Annotated in this window: 19 protein-coding genes and 1 tRNA gene; 19 read left to right on the forward strand and 1 reads right to left on the reverse strand. The window is 63.3% G+C overall.

Translation table 11 applies throughout. From position 1 onward, the window contains the following. Nucleotides 1–8: 8 nt before the first annotated feature. The 19 genes from ABZV44_RS40245 (at nucleotide 9) to ABZV44_RS40335 (ending at nucleotide 17,067) form a co-directional block, all read left to right on the forward strand. Entirely contained in the window at nucleotides 9–260 is a 252-nt protein-coding gene (locus ABZV44_RS40245) for a hypothetical protein (RefSeq protein ID WP_354848868.1), read from the forward strand. Further along, on the forward strand, nucleotides 257–1,399 hold the full coding sequence (locus tag ABZV44_RS40250) for a hypothetical protein (protein ID WP_354848870.1): 1,143 nt from the start codon (nucleotides 257–259) through the stop codon (nucleotides 1,397–1,399). Before ABZV44_RS40245 ends, ABZV44_RS40250 begins: the two co-directional genes overlap by 4 nt. Nucleotides 1,400–1,447: 48 nt before the next feature. Continuing rightward, complete coding sequence (locus ABZV44_RS40255) at nucleotides 1,448–3,088, forward strand: phage portal protein (RefSeq protein ID WP_354848965.1); 1,641 nt, start codon at nucleotides 1,448–1,450, stop codon at nucleotides 3,086–3,088. Further along, the gene (locus ABZV44_RS40260) at nucleotides 3,063–4,889 is read left to right on the forward strand and encodes a phage minor capsid protein (RefSeq protein WP_354848872.1); all 1,827 of its coding nucleotides are present in this window, start codon (nucleotides 3,063–3,065) and stop codon (nucleotides 4,887–4,889) included. Before ABZV44_RS40255 ends, ABZV44_RS40260 begins: the two co-directional genes overlap by 26 nt. Beyond that, nucleotides 4,886–5,122, forward strand: a complete 237-nt coding sequence (locus tag ABZV44_RS40265; RefSeq protein ID WP_354848874.1) for a hypothetical protein — start codon at nucleotides 4,886–4,888, stop codon at nucleotides 5,120–5,122. Before ABZV44_RS40260 ends, ABZV44_RS40265 begins: the two co-directional genes overlap by 4 nt. Nucleotides 5,123–5,127: 5 nt before the next feature. Continuing rightward, nucleotides 5,128–5,199 (forward strand) — tRNA-Gln (locus tag ABZV44_RS40270). A gap of 142 nt (nucleotides 5,200–5,341) precedes the next feature. After that, the gene (locus tag ABZV44_RS40275) at nucleotides 5,342–6,073 is read left to right on the forward strand and encodes a hypothetical protein (RefSeq protein WP_354848877.1); all 732 of its coding nucleotides are present in this window, start codon (nucleotides 5,342–5,344) and stop codon (nucleotides 6,071–6,073) included. 20 nt (nucleotides 6,074–6,093) lie between these two features. After that, complete coding sequence (locus tag ABZV44_RS40280; RefSeq protein ID WP_354848880.1) at nucleotides 6,094–7,035, forward strand: P22 phage major capsid protein family protein; 942 nt, start codon at nucleotides 6,094–6,096, stop codon at nucleotides 7,033–7,035. Nucleotides 7,036–7,108: 73 nt separating this feature from the next. Continuing rightward, the gene (locus tag ABZV44_RS40285) at nucleotides 7,109–7,357 is read left to right on the forward strand and encodes a hypothetical protein (protein ID WP_354848883.1); all 249 of its coding nucleotides are present in this window, start codon (nucleotides 7,109–7,111) and stop codon (nucleotides 7,355–7,357) included. A 3-nt stretch (nucleotides 7,358–7,360) separates the two neighbouring features. Next, nucleotides 7,361–7,777, forward strand: a complete 417-nt coding sequence (locus ABZV44_RS40290; RefSeq protein WP_354848886.1) for a hypothetical protein — start codon at nucleotides 7,361–7,363, stop codon at nucleotides 7,775–7,777. Beyond that, complete coding sequence (locus ABZV44_RS40295; protein ID WP_354848888.1) at nucleotides 7,771–8,151, forward strand: hypothetical protein; 381 nt, start codon at nucleotides 7,771–7,773, stop codon at nucleotides 8,149–8,151. The genes ABZV44_RS40290 and ABZV44_RS40295 overlap by 7 nt, the downstream gene beginning before the upstream one ends. Beyond that, nucleotides 8,132–8,425: a hypothetical protein gene (locus ABZV44_RS40300; protein WP_354848891.1), complete on the forward strand. Its 294-nt coding sequence runs from the start codon at nucleotides 8,132–8,134 to the stop codon at nucleotides 8,423–8,425. The genes ABZV44_RS40295 and ABZV44_RS40300 overlap by 20 nt, the downstream gene beginning before the upstream one ends. Continuing rightward, nucleotides 8,422–8,793, forward strand: coding sequence for a hypothetical protein (locus tag ABZV44_RS40305; protein ID WP_354848894.1), 372 nt, complete (start codon nucleotides 8,422–8,424; stop codon nucleotides 8,791–8,793). The genes ABZV44_RS40300 and ABZV44_RS40305 overlap by 4 nt, the downstream gene beginning before the upstream one ends. Before the next feature lie 81 nt (nucleotides 8,794–8,874). Then, nucleotides 8,875–9,789, forward strand: a complete 915-nt coding sequence (locus ABZV44_RS40310) for an IPT/TIG domain-containing protein (protein ID WP_354848897.1) — start codon at nucleotides 8,875–8,877, stop codon at nucleotides 9,787–9,789. A gap of 98 nt (nucleotides 9,790–9,887) precedes the next feature. Further along, entirely contained in the window at nucleotides 9,888–10,070 is a 183-nt protein-coding gene (locus ABZV44_RS40315; protein ID WP_354848899.1) for a hypothetical protein, read from the forward strand. 24 nt (nucleotides 10,071–10,094) lie between these two features. After that, nucleotides 10,095–10,475, forward strand: a complete 381-nt coding sequence (locus ABZV44_RS40320; RefSeq protein ID WP_354848902.1) for a hypothetical protein — start codon at nucleotides 10,095–10,097, stop codon at nucleotides 10,473–10,475. Between the two features lie 170 nt (nucleotides 10,476–10,645). Continuing rightward, the gene (locus ABZV44_RS40325) at nucleotides 10,646–10,939 is read left to right on the forward strand and encodes a hypothetical protein (RefSeq protein ID WP_354848905.1); all 294 of its coding nucleotides are present in this window, start codon (nucleotides 10,646–10,648) and stop codon (nucleotides 10,937–10,939) included. A gap of 17 nt (nucleotides 10,940–10,956) precedes the next feature. Further along, nucleotides 10,957–16,134, forward strand: coding sequence for a transglycosylase SLT domain-containing protein (locus tag ABZV44_RS40330; RefSeq protein WP_354848908.1), 5,178 nt, complete (start codon nucleotides 10,957–10,959; stop codon nucleotides 16,132–16,134). 6 nt (nucleotides 16,135–16,140) lie between these two features. Then, a complete protein-coding gene (locus ABZV44_RS40335) occupies nucleotides 16,141–17,067 on the forward strand; it encodes a hypothetical protein (RefSeq protein ID WP_354848910.1) in 927 nt (308 codons plus the stop codon). Here ABZV44_RS40335 and ABZV44_RS40340 read toward each other — a convergent pair. Then, entirely contained in the window at nucleotides 17,064–17,615 is a 552-nt protein-coding gene (locus tag ABZV44_RS40340; protein WP_354848913.1) for an NUMOD4 motif-containing HNH endonuclease, read from the reverse strand. The genes ABZV44_RS40335 and ABZV44_RS40340 overlap by 4 nt on opposite strands.

The following is a 17,615-nucleotide window of genomic DNA, read 5'->3' on the forward strand; positions in this document are numbered from 1 at the left end:
AATTCACCGTGTCCCTCGCTGACGATATGCGCGAAGCGGAACTCGAAGCAAACCAGAAGCAACTCTGCAAAACCGGTGCCTGGGTCGAATCGTTGAACGATCGCGACCGCGCCGCCATCGAGGACTTCCTCACCGCCGGAAAACCGGTCTCCCACCTCCACGGTCTCGCGGTGCGCAACGGATGCGGGGCCGCGGAAACAAGGTTTCGAGCGCACTTCCGGCGACGCTGCTCCTGCTTCAAGTTGGAGCACGCCGCGTGAGCCTCGCTGATGACCTGGCCCGTCAGCCTACTGCCGCCGAGGCCGAGCACCGTCCACGCACTGAGTTCGACGGACGCGATGGCTACGTACAGACGGGCCCGCTCGCAGAAGCACCTGCCTCGCACGTTGAGCTCCTCCGGCAGTTCGGGTACGACCCCGATGAGGTCGAAATCGTTGGCGTCCCGCGGATTAGCCGTTGGCAGACGTATGACGAACGCTGGCTTGCGGCCTACCGATTCCGGATCGCGCCGCGCCGTGCCACCGCCGCGGGCATGGATGAGCTGATCGCTCGCGTCGATTCGTGGACCGCGCACCAGCCGACTACCGCAGCTGGCCCGCACGTCTTCAACTTCCAGGCCAGTGATTTGCAGATCGCCAAGGTCGACGGTGGCGGCACCGAAGCCATCGTCGAGAAGTTCCTTGAGTCCGTCGACCGTGCAGTCGCCGAACATCGATCGCTGGCTCACCGCGGCCTCGGTGGCGTGCACGTCCTGTTCCCTGGCGACTGCATAGAAGGCAACGTCTCGCAGGAAGGCCGCAACTGGTGGCGCACCGAATACGCGGTCACCACCCAGACCCGGATCCTGCGCCGGCTCATGCTGCACGCGGTCGAGCAGTTCGCGCCCCTGACAGATCAGGTGTGGTTGTCGGTTGTGAACGGCAATCACGATGAGGCCCAACGCTTCCAGACCACCAACCCTGGCGATGGATGGGCCACCGAATGCGCCATCAGCGTCGCTGACGCCCTGAAGATGAACCCGGCTGCGTTTGGGCACGTCACCGTCGAAGTGCCGCACCCCGAGCAGGGGTTCATGACGGTGGCTCGCGGCGACACGATCTTCACGATCGCGCATGGGCATCAGTGGAAGGGCGGCGGCACCGCGAAGGGCTCTCACGCTTTCACCTGGTGGGCCGACCAGTCGTTCCATCAGCAAAACCCTGCGGGCGCACACATTCTCGCGCACGGCCACTACCACACGTGGGCCGTCGAAACCGCGAAGACCCGAACCCGCATCTGCTCCCCGACATTCGACGGCGGCAGCAACTACTACCGCGACCTGACCGGCGCCGAAGCCAAACGCGGCGGCCTGGTCTACCTCACCCGCGCGGGTGAAGTCTCCTCGATGAGCCTCGTCTAGCTCCGCAGCCACCCGCGCCTTCCTGAACTCCGGAGGCGCCCTGTGGCGATGCCCGACTATGCGGGGGTATGGCCTCCCAAGCCGCACGACACCGCCTACGACGACTACGGCGTCTACAGCTCCTGGTGGGCCGGCGACACGCTCGCCCTGCAAACGATCTACAGCAACGCCAACTACCTGATTCCCACCCCGCGGCCTTCGCAGCTGCGAGGCGGTGTGGTTGGGATGCTCAGCCGCTTGTGGTGGGGCCGACCAGTCTTGCAGGACACGAAACGTCTGCATGTGCCCGCGCCGGCGGATATCGCAACGACTTCGGCGGACTTGCTGTTCGGGCAGCCGCCGAGCTGGTTGTTCGATGCTGATGACGCCACCGATGTCGAAGGCGCGCAGGACCGGCTCAATGACCTATTCGACGACGCCGATACCGTGGCGACGTTCCTGGAAGCCGCAGAGATCCAAGCCGCTTTAGGCGGGGTGTTCCTGCGGTTGTGGTGGGACAACACCGCTTCCAATAAGGTGATGGTGTCCGCGGTCGCGCCGGATGGTGCGATCCCGGTCTGGCAGTACGGGCGCCTGCGTGAAGTGACCTTCTGGACCATCGTCGGCAAAGACGCCCAAGGCACCTGGCGGCACCTGGAGCACCACGAGGCCGGCCGTATCGAGCACGCGCTCTACGTGGGTGACGATGCCTCGATCGGCCGGCGCATGCCGCTCACCGACCAGGAGGCCACAGCCTGGGCTGCTGACCTCGTTGACGAGAACTCCGGGATCGACACGGGCGTGGATGGTTTGACCGCCGCCTATGTGCCCAACGTGAGACCCGCCCGCAAGTGGCGCAACGTCCCTCAGTTGAGTGCGTTGGGGCGCAGCGATTTCGAAGGCGTCGAGCCGCTGTTCGATGCGCTCGACGAAGCCTGGTCGAGCTGGATGCGCGATTTGGACATCGCGAAGGGCCGCCTATTCGTAGCCCAGGAGCTTCTGGAGGATCAAGGCCCCGGTAAAGGCGCCAGTTGGGATCCGGAGCAGCAGATCTTCACGCCTGTGCCGTCCGACGGAATGAGCCTCAACGACGAACAGGGCAGCCGCCTGGTGCAGGCGCAGCAGTTCGAGATCCGTGTGGAAGAGCACAACAAGACGTGCGAGAAGCTGCTGAAGCAGATTCTGCGCGCGTGTGGATACTCCAGCGCTGACTTTGACGACTCGGATGCCGCGGCGATGACCGCGACGGAAGTGTCTGCGCGCAAGAACAAGTCGAACGAAACCCGGTCCCGCAAGATCCTGTACTGGCAAGCCAACGTACAGCCGCTGGCGACGACCGCCCTGAAACTCGACGCCATCGTCTACGGCGATGGTCGCGACTACGGCTTGTCCGCGGATCCGGAGATGAAGTTTCCGGTGCGCGTGGACCAGGACCCTGTGTCCCTGTCGACCGCGATCTCGAACCTTCGTAATGCGCGGGCGGTTTCGACCGAGACTGCGGTGCGGATGTTCAACCCGAACTGGAGCAATGACGAGGTCCAGGAGGAGGTCGAACGGATCCTCAAAGAGGACGCCATGGAGCAGCAACCCACCCTGCCCAGCGAGTTCGACAACCCAGTGGCAGCGGACACTTCCGCCACCGACCCCGGCGCGGATGACTCGATGAACGATTCGGGCAGCAGCGATGCCGCTGAAACCCAGCTTCGGTGACCGCGTAGCCGGCCCAGTCGTCTCCCTCTACAACAACGCCGAACGCAGCGTCCTGAAGTGGCTCGCCCGCATTCTCATGCCGTTCCCCGGCGGACAGTGGGTCGCGCGCATGCTGGCACGGCTGCTGAAGTTGCGCCGCGGCGTCAAACGCATCACCAAAGACCTCGACCAGGAATCCTCGCGCCGAGTAGGTGCCGCGATCACCGCATCGTGGGAGCACGGCGCGTCCGCAGCATTCGACGACCTCGGCATGGCCGGCACAATCATCGGTCGCGGGCAGTCGGACCGGCTTACCCGAGAAGTGTTCGCGCGCATCGCCGCGACGCACCCACGTATCGGCGCATGGGCAGAGCAGGTCTTCCGCCAAGCCATCGACGCCGGCAGCGACCCCGCGCTATCGGAAGCTGAACGCGCCGCCGCGGTACAGCGCATCCTCGATCAGGCAGCCGAACCAGGAGTGACCGGCTACACCGACCCACACGGGCGCCGACACAACCTGGTCTCCTACGTCGAAACCACCGTCCGCGCGGCCTCCACCTTCGCGGAGGTCGAGGCGTACATCTCGACCCTGTCCAGCCAAGGCCATGACCTCGTGGTCGTCTCCGACGTACCGCAGGCATGCAAGCTGTGCCGGCCGTTCGAAGGGCAAGTGCTCTCGATTACGGGCGCATCGGGTGCACGGACTGCTTCGGACAGCTTCGGCCGATCGGTCACCGTGACCGTGTACGCCTCCATCGCGGAGGCGCGCGCCCGTGGGCTCTGGCACCCCGGCTGCAGGCATGTGGTCAGCGTGTGGACCGCGGATTCGCCTCTACCTCCAACGGATTCGGCTCCGGACGAAGGCGCATATCGCGCCCAACAACGTCAGCGCTACCTGGAAAGACAGGTGCGAGGCCGTCAACGAGTCGCCGATGTCGCGCAATCCCCACAGACCGAGCGCGCCGCACGACGTCGACTGGTCGACGCACAGAACCAACTCGAGCGCGAACCGTCGTTCATGGCAGGCGCCGGCGGCAGCGGCGACGGCTCCACTGCTTCGCGGCCCAACAGTCTGATACCGCCGTCACCGTTCGATTCGGCCACGACGAATGCCGAAGTGGCACAGCTCCTTCAACGGTTGCACGGTATCAACGTCGAGGGTTTCGAAACCCCAGGAGTCACACTAGACACGGCCCAGGAGATCGCCCGCGGCGTCCACGACATGCTGACGAAGTATCCGCAAGGCGAGATCGAGACGGTCGCGATCCGCGACTTCCGGCAACTGCTGGATCCGTCCTTCGAGCCCGACCGGATCTTTGGCATGACCACGGGAAAGAAAACCCCGGATGGCCGGTTGGCCGGCAAGGATCTGATGATCAACGCGATGCATGCGGCTGATCCCGCATACATGCAGTCGCAGATCGAAGCCGCGATCGCCTCCGGCCTGTTTCCTCCCGAGTTTGCGGCAAGACCGGTGTACTCCACTGTCGTTCACGAGTACGGGCACGTAATGGAGTTCGCGACCGGGCGCCGCAAGAAGCTGCGCAACGAAGCCGAAGACATCCTGGATACCCACTGGCGACAGAACAACCCGATCCAACCGGGCGAGCGGCAGGGCCAGTGGGACTTGCGCTACAAACAGTGGCGCGCCCAACTCAGCGGATACAGCTTCGTGGACAGCAACCATGGGCCTCTCGATCCCGGTGAAGCACTGGCCAGTTCCTTCGCTGATGTCGAGATCCTCGGCGACCGTGCGAGCGATCCCGCCAAGGTGCTGCATAGGGTGTTGGTCGAGCGATCCCAGCAGAGAGGAAGGCCGTGAGATCACGTCGTCTTTCCCGCGACGAACTGCCGCCGGCGTTCGAGGCAGCTCTTGCCAGCGCCCTGCGTGGTGAGCTTCTGCCGACCTCGACAGGGCTCTCCTCGGAGATCGAAGACCTCATGTGGGACATCGCGGATGCACACCCCGCTGTGCCTCAACGATTGATTGATCAAGCCCGCGCCGCCCTCGACCGACAGATCAACCAAATGGATGCATCTTCGGGCAAGGCATGAGGCGCTCGCTCGTAGTGTAATTGGCAGCACCACTGACCTTGGTTCAGTTAGTCCAGGTTCGAGTCCTGGCGAGCGATCTGATTCTCAATTGAATCCCCGCCGCGTTTAGCGGCTTCACAACCCCCAGTTCTGGCCTGTGGCCCTGGGGGTTTCGTCATTTCAACGCCGTATCCGGCCAGGTTGCCGTGCGGCGTTTCTGCGTGTCCAGGAGGCACATTCATGGCTGACGAAGCCGACGCCCAGGAAACCCTCGTCGACGAAACCGTCGACACCTCCGCCGAGGAAACTGCGGCCCCGGAACTCGGTGGCGATGTACAGGCCACCGAAACCGAAAAGGCCGAAACCGATTCGGCGAAGCCTGAAGTCGATCCCGAGATCGCTCGTCTGAATCGCGAGGTGGACAAGCTCCGCAAGGAAGCTGCCGCCAACCGCGTCAAGGGCAACGAGAAGGCCGAAACCGCAGCTCAGGAAGCCGCGAAGAAGGCCACCACCGATCTCGTGGAGAAGCTACGGGCCACCCTCGGTCTCGATCCGGCCGAACCCGATCCGGCCGAACTGCTCAAGGCCGCGGAGAAGCAGGCAGCGGACTTCGCTGCCGAACGCGACTCCTACGCCGAGAAGCTGCGCTCCTACGCGCGTAAGGACGCCCTCGCCGATGCGGCGAAGGGCGTAGACGGCGATCTCGACGCCATTCTCGACTCGCGCAAGATCGCGGGCGAAATCGAGAAGCTCGACACCACTGCCGACGATTTCGCGACCCAGGTGGCCGAAATCGTTTCTGCGGCAGTCGCATCCAACCCGAAGCTGAAAAAGGCGCCCGCCCAGGCGGCGGCTCCCCGAAGCGGCGGTGACCTCAGCAGCGGCAATGCGGCTCCCAAGCCCAATGCCGCCAAAACCGTTGAAGACCTGATCCGAGAGCGGCGCGAACGCCGCGATCGTGAGCGGTCGTAATTCTTTAGGAGCCATCCTCAATGGCGAATACCCTTCTCACTCCCAGCGTTATCGCGCGCCAGGTTCTCGCGAATCTGTACGAGAACTTGTGCATGGTCCCGTTGGTGTACACCGATGTGTCGCAGGAATGGGCCGGTCAGAAGATCGGTTCGACCGTCACCATCCGCAAGCCGGCCACCTTCGTCGCGAACACCTTCGATCCGGCCAGCCCGTCGATCACCATTCAGAACGCCACTGAAACCGGCGTGCAGGTCACCCTGGACACCCACAAGGATGTGTCCTTCGCGATCAGCTCTGCGGATCTGACCCTGCGGCTCGAGGACTTCGACCAGCAGTTCCTGGCCCCGGCCGCGGAATCGCTGGCGCAGGCCGTGGACCGCGCGATCATCGCCACTCAGAAGGCCGCGTTCACGCAGGTGGCGGGTGACGAGTACTTCCCCGGCACCACCACCGGCGCGCACGACAACTGGAAGCACCCGGAAACCCTCATCGAGGCCGACCGTCTGCTCAACATCGCGAACGTTCCGGCCTCCGACCGTGCCGCGGTCATCGGCCCCACCACGCGGGCCCAGTGGCTGGGCACCGACTGGCTGAAGTTCGCCGAGCACAGCGGCTCTACCGACGCGCTGCGTCAGGGCTCGCTGGGTCGCCAGCTGCTGGGCTTCGACACCTACATGACCCAGAACATCGTGCAGCCCGCCGGTAGCCCGGCGACCGGCCAGCCGACCACTGAGGTGGGTGTGGCGTTCCACCGGACCTCGACCGCGTTCGCGTCGGCCACCCTGGCGCTGCCTACCGACAACACCTGGGCTGCGATCGAGTCCTACAAGGGCCTGAGCCTGCGTCTGGTCAAGCAGTACAGCATGGACAAGAAGTCCGATGTCATCAGCCTGGACATCCTGTTCGGCACCAAGGTCCTCGACGCCAACCGCGGCGTGCTGCTGCGCGGCGACCTGGCCTAATCCCGCTCCCGATCACCCGGTGTCGCCCAGCGGCATCGGGTGATCGGTCGCGGCCCAACACCTTCGGAGAGTCGTGCACTACTACAAGTACCTGCACTCGAACCGGGTGATCGAATCCGAGCAGCCGCGACCAGACCTTCTGGAATGGGCGTACTGGTCCGAGATCGACGCGCCCGCAAAAGAACCCACGCGCGAACCCGTCCGGGAACCGGCGCCAGAACCGTCCGCCGGCGGTCAAGCCGAACCGGAGCCCGACGCGGAACCGGCGGCCGAGCCCAAGCCGGTCGCCAAGCGCACTCGTCGCGCCGCCACCAAGGAGTGACACGTGCTGGTCTACGCCGAACCGGATGATCTGGCCGACTGGCTGACCGACCTCCCGGACACGGCCACGGCCAACCGCCTCATCCGCTACGCCTCCCAACTCGTCCGCAACACCACCCGCTGCGACCTCTACGACACCTACCCGTCAGGGCTGCCCATCGACCTCGACATCGCCGAGGCCATGAAGAACGCCACCTGCGCGCAAGCCGCGCAATGGCATCTCGCGGGAATCGATCCCACAGCGGGCAGTGTCGGGCGAGCCGTCGCCATCAAATCGCAGACCGCGGACGGCGGATCGGTCACCTACGCCGACGCACCCAGCGCAGAAGAAATCAGCCGCGCACTCAGCACCCTCGCACCCGCAGCACTGGTGATCCTGCGCAACGCCGGCCTGGCATCGACGAGGCCCCGCTCATGGTGAACTACGCGCCAGCCCGCTACCCACACGGCACGATGCTCACCGTGGTCCGCCGCGGCACAGCTAATGCCCGTGACTGGCAAGGCGACCACGTGACCGCGACCGCGACTACCCACCAGATCGGGCCTGTCGACCTGAAGTGGCTGACCGACAGCACCGACGCCAGTACCGGCGACCTGCTGCAGCGCCTCGCGCAGATCACCGCACCACTCGGCTCGGATGTGTTGGCATCGGACGGAATTCGCGTCCCAGGCGTCGCTCACGAGTTCGTGATCGACGGTGAGGTGCGGGTGGCTCAGAACGGCTACACCGGTTGGGCTCCCGGCGTCCGGTTCAAGATCGCGAAGGACGGCACCAATGGAGTACGACAGCGGTGATTTCGACCTCGAACGCATCCTGGTCGACAGCGACGAGCTGCGCGCATTCCTCCAAGAGGTCGCGGAGCAGGGCGCGGACCGGTGGGCACTCCGTTCGAGGTGGAGGACCGGATTCAATGCCACCCACGTGGAAGCCGGAGTGATCCCCGACGAGGGCGTTCTCACCGGAATCGTCTACGCCTCAGGCTATTACGCACGCTTCCGTGAACACGGAACCCGCTGGAACCGACCCGAGCATGTGATGGCCGACTTCATTCGGGATGTGAGCGATTGATTCCCTTCCCTAACTTCGACGACGTCATGCGCGCACTGCTCAACGACATCGCGCCCGTGGTCACCTACGAGTCCGACGAGATCCCTCCGCCCTACATCTACGTCACCCGCGTCGGCGGGGCAGCAACCGATCTCATCGACAGCCCGATCATCGACGTCGAATGCGTCGCCGCTGACCGGGCAGCCTCCAAGGATCTCAAAACAGTTGTCCTCGACCGCATCAAATTCGCAGGCAACACCGCACCCGGCGGCCACCTGATCGACACCGCTGGTGAGAAAACCGGCGGCCAGTACATCCCGCCTTTCCGTCGCGACGCCCGCGGTGTCACCGCCACCGTCGAGCTCTCCTACCGGCGACCCCGCGCGTAGGCGCAACTCTTCTTCCTCCCACACCACCCGGAATGCCTAGTGGCGCCGGGCTTCTGGGTGTGGCTGAACCAAGGAACCTTCATGACTGCTGTCACCTTCGAGCAGATCGCTGAATGGCGTCCCGAGCTGATCCGCCGGCCCAACAAGGGGTTCGTGCTGATCGGCGCGCATGACGCCAACATCCCCGCCAGCTTCACCTCCGGTGTGGCCGCGGACTTCCAGTCGCTGTCGGACTTCAAGAGTCTCGGCTACATCGGCAAGGACAACCCGCCCAGCTTCAAGCCGGACGTCAAGAGCTCCGATGTGGAGGCGTGGGGTGCGCTCGAACCGCCGCGCACCGACATCCTGACCCGCGACATGTCCATCAGCATGACGCTGATCGAAACCCGCCGTCAGACCCTCGAACTGTATTCCGGTGTCGACTTGTCCGCGGTCACCGCTGACGCCACCACCGGCGAGGTCCAGTTCACCGATCCCACCTCGCCCGCGACCCGCTACAACCGGGTCATCGTCGGCATGGTCGATGGCGCTGGTGCTGATGCCATCTACTACCTGCGGGTCATTCCGCGCGCCACCGTCACCGAGGTCGGCGAGCAGTCCTGGTCGCAGGAAAAGGCCCTGGAGTACAACATCACCCTCAAGGCGAAGATCGACAGCACCTTGGGCTACTCGGTGAAGAACGTGCTCTGCGGTCCCGGCATCAAGCCGCTCCTGAGTGCGATGGGCTTCACCTCCACCGCTGCGGTTCCGGTCATCAGCTCCTATCTGCCCGCGGGCACCTGGGCGGCGGCCGGCAACGAGTCGGTCGTGCTGCGTGGCCAGCACTTCACCGGCACCACCGGGGTCACTGTCGGTGGCACCAACGCCGTTGATTTCACGTTTGTGGACGACCTCACTCTGGCGATCACCACGCCGCCCAAGACGGCTGGCTCGCAGAACGTGATCGTCACCAACGCGACCGGTGCGTCTGCGCCGTTCGCGGTGACCTACGCCTAACCGGCGTTCTTTGACAGCCGCCCCGCGCGTGTTCCTGGCCGCGCGCGGGGCAGGCCCAATCTTCCTCTGCCGCCAGGGATTCAAGCCAGGAGAACCCCATGGCATTCGAACCCGTTCGCATGGTCGCGCCCGATGGCCGCGACTGCCTCGTTGGCTCCGCGACCGAGCGTGAGCAGCTGCTGAACCAGGGCTACAGCATCGCCGCACCGGCCCCCAAGCCGGTCCAGCGGCCGGCCGTCGAGCGTCCCGCTCCGGTCGAGAAAAAGCCCACCGCCAAGTAACCCCTTCCTGCCAGGAGACGAAACATGGCCACCGCCAAGAACACTGCACCGAAGACTGCTGCGAAGAAGTCGCGATTCGCCACGTTGCGAGACCAGGCGCGCGCGAAGCACAAGGCGCAGGAACCGTACGAGTTCGATGCCGTTGATCCGCCGATCCTGATCACAGCGCCTGACACCGTCGCCCGCTCTCTGGCGATCGCGGAAATGATCGACAACAACGGCGCCGCGAACATCTCCGAGCTGCGACCGCTCCTGGCTGCCATCTGCGGCGACGCCTTCGACGCGGTGTGGGCTGAGCTCAAGAACGAGCCGATCGAGCTGCTGTACGACTTCGTCGACGACCTCAACAAGCATTTCGGATCGGTGCCTGACGAGGACGGTGCCGAGCTGCCGGGGGGAGAGTAGCCCTCGTCCTCCTCATCGAGGAGTACGGGGAGGAAATCGAAGGCGACCTCTGGGAGTACGGGCACGGCTGGGACCTGCTCGACTTCTTCCGCGGTCGCCATCCCTGGCAACAGCTGCATCGGTTCCTGCGACAGCTGCCGATCGAGTCCCGCTACCAGTCAGCGCTGGCCATGGATGAGGAACTCGCCTGGCAGCGCATTCAGGCCGATGACTCGGAACACGTTGAGCAGCGAGAGGTTCCGCCGATCTCACCGCGCGGATACAGCCTCGAAGTGCTGCTCGCACTCAAGCAGATCGATCTGTTGAAGGAGCTGATGCGGGTCGTCCCCGCCAGTTTCAGCGGCAAGCTCCCGCCGCCTTTCCCGCCTGAACCGCGCCCGCAAACCGCCTACCAGCGCATGCGCGACCGCATGGACCAGATCGAAGTCACCAACGCGCTCAAAGAGCTCGGCATCTACGACTAACTACACAGGGGGCCGCTGTGGCCGAATGGGGCAGCTATACCGCCGGATCGGCGCGGCTCCTGCTGAAACCGAAACTGCCGTCGACCTTCAAGGCCGATGTCAAGAAGCTTCTCGAGCCGATTCAGCAGTCGTTTGAGGTCACTGTTCAGCCCACACTGGCGAAGAGTTTCAAGACCGACCTCAAGTCGAAGGTCAATGCCGCCTCAGCAGGGATAAGCGTCTCTATCGAGGCGAAGCCGACCCTCGCGGCCGGCTTCAGGACTGATCTTCGAGACAAGGTCAAGACCGCTGCGGCGGGTGTGAAGGTCAGTGTCCCTGTTGATGTGAGGACGATCGGCCTCAAGACGTCGATTGCTGACAAGGTCAAGACTGCCCAACAGGGCGTGAAGATCGAAATCCCGGTCGACACCAAGACAGCTGGCCTGAAGACCAAATTGCGTCAGGCTGTCAACACCGCAGCGGCCGGTGTAACCGTCAAAGTCCCTGTCGATCCTGACATCACGGGTTTCAAGACCGCTCTCCGCAACAAGGTCAAAACCGCTCAGGGCGGCATCGCCGCCAAGATCACCGCCAACGTCGACGCCGATGTCACGCAGGCAACCGCTCAGCTCGAAGCCTTCCGCACCGGGCAAAACGCGATTCCGCTGACGCTGAACGTCAACGTTGATACCGCGGCCGCAACGGCGCATTTGCTGGCATTGCGCAGCCTCGCAGGCGCGATCAACAACCAGTTCCGTGACCTTGGGACCGGCACCAGCCGCAGCACCCAAAGACTGACTGGCAACATCTTCACCCGCCCTGTGCGGGCGGTGCGCCTTCAGATCGAGATCGACCGGACCTCCGTCGCGCGTGCAGAAGCCGAAGTTGCCAGCGTCGCAGCCAGATTGAGCGCTGCACGCCAGAGGCAGTCCGACGCGCAGGACGCGGTCACCCTCGCGCAGCAACGCTACGACGAGGTGATGAACCGCTCGAGTTCGAGCGAATCCCGACGCACCTCCGCCAGACAAGCCCTCACGCGAGCAAACCGCGAACTGGGCCGCGCTACAGGCGACGTCCTCGACCTGATGGGGCGAGAAGCCACAGCCTCCGACAACCTCACCCGCGCCCACGGCAACCAGAACTCAGCCACCCGCCTGCTGGGAGCGGGATTCAGAGGGCTGCGATCGGCCATTGCTGATGGACTGTCGAACGCACTCAGCCAACTCTTCAGCTTCAGCAACCTCCTGGGTATCGCGAAGGTCGCGTTGATCGGTCTCGCTGCTGTGAGCCTTGTGCCGCTGATCGGTCAGCTCGTGCAGGCACTGGGCGTAGTCGCGTTGCTTCCTGCAGCGATTACCGGTGCTGCCGCCGTGTTCGGCACGCTGAAGGTCGCTCTCAATGGCGTCAGCGACGCATTTGCGGCAGCGAAGAAGGTATCCGATAACGCCGCCGACGATGCTCAAGCACGCGGCAAGAAGATCGAGACGGCCCAGAAAGCGCAAGCATCGGCAGCGGACTCTCTCGAGTCTGCCGAACGGGGGATTGTCTCTGCTGAGCGTGGTGTGCGTGACGCGCAAAAGAATTCGCTGCAGGCACAGAAGGACCTGACGACTGCCCGCAAGACCGCGGCGCGGGAAATCGACGACCTCAACCGTGCGCTCGCGCGAACAAAGCTGAACGAAGAGTCCGCGGCCATCAGTGTCGCCGAGGCATACAAGAACCTGTACGACGTCTTCAGCGACACGTCGTCGACCGCGATCGACAAGGCGAAAGCGCAGCTTCAGGTTAAGGAAGCGCTCGCCGACCAGCAAGACGTCATCGAAAAGTCGAAGCGCACAGCCGAAGACGCCGCCGAGGCCAATCAGAAGGGCGTCGAAGGCGCAGACGCTGTCGTATCCGCCAAAGACAAGGTCACCTCCGCTGCAGAGGCTGAAGAGACCGCCCAGCAGAACCTGTCGGACGCCTACAAGACCCTGGCGAAGTCGCAACAGGCGCTCGCGGACGCGTCGAAGGATCTCCAAACGGCGTTGACCGAGCCAAGCGATGCGGTGAAGGACTTCGAGAAGGCGATGGGCAAGCTGTCGCCGGCGGCACAGGACTTCGTCACCAAGATGCTCGACGTCAAGTCGGGCTTGAAGGACCTGAAGCTCTCGGTCCAGGAGAACTTCTTCGACAAGCTTGGCGACTCCGCGAAAAGCTTTGTCAACAACTGGATTCCGACCCTGAAGGGCGGTTTGGGTGGCATCGCTGACCAGATCAACGGCGCCCTGCGCCGCGCCTTCGCCGACCTCGACACCGACGCGACTCGCTCCAAGCTGTCGACCGTCTTCGACAACGTCAAGAATTCGATCGGCCCGATCGTCGATGGCATCGACAATCTGGTCCAGGGCTTCCTGTCGCTCTCGGAAACCGGCTCCGGTTTTTTCCCGGACATGTCAAAGGGCTTCCTCGGCTTTACCGAGAAGTTCCGCAAGTGGGCCGAATCCGATGAGGGCAAAGCTAAATTCAAGCAATTCATTCAAGACTCGATCGACGCGTTCAACCGATTCATGTCACTCGGCAAACAAGTTGTTCGAATCATCGCATCCATCTTCAAGGGCTCCGACGACACCGGAAAGTCCTGGATGGACAGCCTGGTCAGCGGTGCTCAGAAACTAGCCGACTACCTGGGTAGCCCTGAGGGGCAGCAGCGCATCAAAGACTTCTTCAGCGAATTGCGCGAAACCATGAAGAAGATCGGTGAAGACGCCGACAAGGTGCTTCGCGCATTCGACTGGCTCGATCGCAAAGTCGGTCTGTTCAGCAAGATCGGCAACGGCGCCTTCGACATCAGCAAACTACTGAGCGGCGACATCGGACCACTCACCGGCGACATTTCCGGATGGATCGGTAATCAGCTCGACGGCCTGCAACAGAAGGTTGCCGAGAAGATCCCGACGATCGCCAAGTGGTTCACCGACCTGACAAGGAACCTCGGCAGCCTCGGATCTGGTGCCTTCGACAACCTCCTGGGCGGCAACGGAATCGCCGGATCGCTCGATGGCCTGAAGAACCTGCTCCCCGGTGTCATCACAGACATCCTGGGCGACAACGGGTTTGAGAAGCTCAAAGGCGGCATGTCCGGCTTGGCTGGCTTCCTTACCGGCGATGACGGACTCGGCAAGATCAAGAAAGCCTTCAGTGACCTGCCTGGCTTCTTTGGCGGAATAGCCGACAAGCTGGGCCTCAACTGGTCCGGACTGGGCGACAAGATCAAAGGCCCGCTCAACACCGTCATCGACCTCCTGAACTCCGGGCTCGGCGGCGCCTGGAACGCGGTCGCGAATCTCCTTGGCTCCGACAAGAAGTGGACCGACATCCCGCGGATCGGCGAAGGCGGCGATACCGGCGGCCGATCGGGTGGACCTCTCCACCGCGCTACTGGCGGCCCGATCTACGGACCAGGCGGCCCCACCGAGGACCGGGTGCCGATCATGGCATCGGCCGGCGAACACATGTGGACCGCCGCCGAAGTGCAAGCAGCTGGTGGCCATCAGGCCATGTACCGGATGCGCAAGTCGGTGCTCGCTGGCGGCGGCAAGCAGTCCACGGATGGCAACTTCGCCATCGGCGGTGGCGTCACCTTTGGGTCCGACGCTGACCGTTGGATGGCTGATGTCATCCAGCAGGCATTCTCAAATGCGACTGTGACCAGCGGCTACCGGCCCGGTGACAGCGGTTTCCACGGCCAGGGCGAAGCAATCGACATCGCAGGACCCTTGCAGCAGATCGCGAACTGGATCTATTCGGCTTACCCCGAGTCGACTCAGCTGATCTACGGCCCTGGTCCGCTGCTCTACAACGCGCGCGGCTACCACGCAGATCCGTCGAATCAGGCTGAGCTGCAAGGCATTTACGCGAGCGATCTGGGTGGCCACTTTGACCACGTCCACTGGGCGAACGTCAAGCCTCTGGCGAATCTCAGCGGCGATCAGCAGAAGAGCCTCTGGGAGCGCATCAAGAGCAGCGTCGGTGCCATCGTGGGTGGCGGTCGCGATCTCATGGTCAACAACCTCGTCGAGAAGCCCCTGCGGGCGATGGCGGACAGCGTCCCCACCTTCAACGGCCTTGGCGAGTTCGGCAGCATCCCAAAGGACTTCGCCAACAAGATCGTCGACACCGTCGTCAGCACCTTGAAGGGCAGCGTCGGCGCGGGTAGTGGCTCGGCGAACTACACCCCGTCCGCGGGCGTGGAGCAATGGCGCAGCCTGGTCGTCAGCATTCTGAAGGCCAAGGGCCTCTCTGAGGGCTACACCGACCGGGTTCTGATGCAGATGCAGTCCGAGTCGAGCGGCAACCCGAAGGCGATCAACCTCACCGACGACAACGCCAAGAAGGGCACGCCGTCCAAGGGCTTGATGCAGGTCATCGATCCGACCTTCGCAGCCTACGCGGACCCTGGATACAACACCGATATCTGGGATCCCGAGTCGAACATCCGCGCCGGCATCAACTGGGCAATCCACGCACATGGGTCGCTGGATCAAGGGTTCCAAGGCCACGGCTACGACCAGGGCGGCATCTGGCCGAACATGACGTTCGGTTGGAACACCACGGGCTTGCCTGAGGCGGTGCTCACGAATCCGCAGTGGAAAGCACTGCGGGACTTCGGTCAAGGGCTTGGGATCCTGCAGAAGGACTCGACGCCCACGCCGAACCCAGGCACGACGGTCGAAGGGCAGACGCTGCCCGACTCGACGCAGGTTTCGAACGATCCGTTGCTCAGCGAGAGCGTGAATAGCAACGAGAAGGTCGGTCTCGACACTTGGAAGACGCTCGGCACCAAGACAAAAGAGCGCTTCCAGTCCGTGTGGGATACCGGGCTCACCGACGCTATCGACGCGAATCTCGGCGCGCTGGGGATCGACGACCCCCGCAACATTCCGTTGTACAAGCAGGCGACGTCCTACAAGGACACCTGGGATGAGTGGCAGAAGAAGAAGGCCGCAGCGGCACAAGCGTCGCAGGCGTTGACCGACTCCGGCTACTACAACGCCGGCCAAAACGTCACCGGCGCTGCGGATCAGGCAACTTCGGCCACGCCCGCTGGACAGCAAATCAGCAATGACCAATCGACGACGATCAACATCTACCCCGCTGACGTCACCGAGGGTTATCGGAAGGCACAGCAAATCGCGGATCTGCGTGCGCTGACCAAAACCGCACGAGGGAACTGAGTTCTATTGCGCCAGTCCGCCAAGGTGGAAATCTTCGGCGTCGACGACTCGCATCACGTCATCAATGGTCCCGGCGTGTCGACCCGCATGTATCTGGCAACAGATGTCAAAGGGCTTTACGACACGCCGGTCACCACAAAGTACAAGTCGTCGGCGTACCAACGTGGATCCACGTATCAAGGTAAGAAGGTCCAGCAGCGAGACCTCACCTTCGCTGTCAATCTGAAGGGCGAAACCCCCGAGGATTGGGAAGATCTCGACTCGCGTTGGCGGCAAGCCTGGGACTACGAACCAGACCCGTGGGATCCGGCATCGACGTTGACGAAGATGTCGGTCACCACCGATCGATCCGGCACGCGCTCACTGTATTTGGCCCTCTCCGAATCGATCGCATTCGAGTCGAAGCATGACCCACGACTCACAGTTTCATCGGTCGTCCCGATGGCAGTCACTGCCGCACAGCCATTCTGGTTCGAAGACAAATGGGAGAACACCCCATACGACTACTTCCAGACAGGCGCTTCCGGCACCAGCGACGGGTTCGTGACTGTCTACAACCCGACGGATCAACCCCTGTTTTTAAAATGGGTTGTCACGCAGGGTAAGTGGACACTTCCGGACTTCTCATGGACAGGTAAGCGGTATCACCGGGTCCCAGGTGGCGACTGGGCGAACCGGAAGATCACCCTCCCGTTGTTGACCAGTCTTGAAGGCGGCGCACGCATCGACCTCGACCCGATGAAGCTGCAAATCCGCGACTACAACGACACCAACCTCATCGGCCGCATGAACGGCATCTGGTTTATGCACAAATTGCCGCCGTACACCCCAGAGACCGAACTACCGGTCCGGGTCGAAAGCGCCCCAACCGGTGGTGCACGAGTTGAGGTGTATTGCCCACGTCGGTGGGGTCGAGCCTGGGGTCTGCACTAGGCCGGGAACTGCGGCTGGGCGGAACGAGTCTTGCGGTTGATCTTCTCCTGGCGACGGCATGCTCGGCAGTTCCGAGCCTCATTTCCAGGTCGTCTGTACGTGTTCGCCGGTGTGTACTCGTGCCCCCGCGGGCAGTGGGTCTTGTTCAGCATGGGGTTGTTTCCATGACGAATGCGGTCCTGCGCGTTGTCTTGGATCGTTCCCCAGCGCAGATTGACGACGCGGTTGTCCTGGTTGCCGCCCTCGCCGTGACATGCATGCCAGCCTTCAGGTCGGGGGCCGACGAAGGCTTCGAGCACAAGCCGATGAACCGGGACGGTGGTCTTTACGCCGTCCTTCGACAGCGAATGTGTGAGATAGCCGGTGGGCGTGAGGCCAGGGCTGAGGATCGTCTCTCGGCGCCGCTGGGGAATTCCGTCTCTGCGCGTCAAAGTTCGCGCCTCAGCCTTCACGCGCCCTCGGTCTGACACCGAGTACAGCCCTTCCCATCCAACTACTGGGAGCCATTTCTCAGGGGACTCTGACACGCCAAACCTCCAGGTAGGCAC

It is taken from the genome of Nocardia sp. NPDC004860 (assembly GCF_040609015.1).
In the GTDB taxonomy this organism is placed as follows: domain Bacteria; phylum Actinomycetota; class Actinomycetes; order Mycobacteriales; family Mycobacteriaceae; genus Nocardia.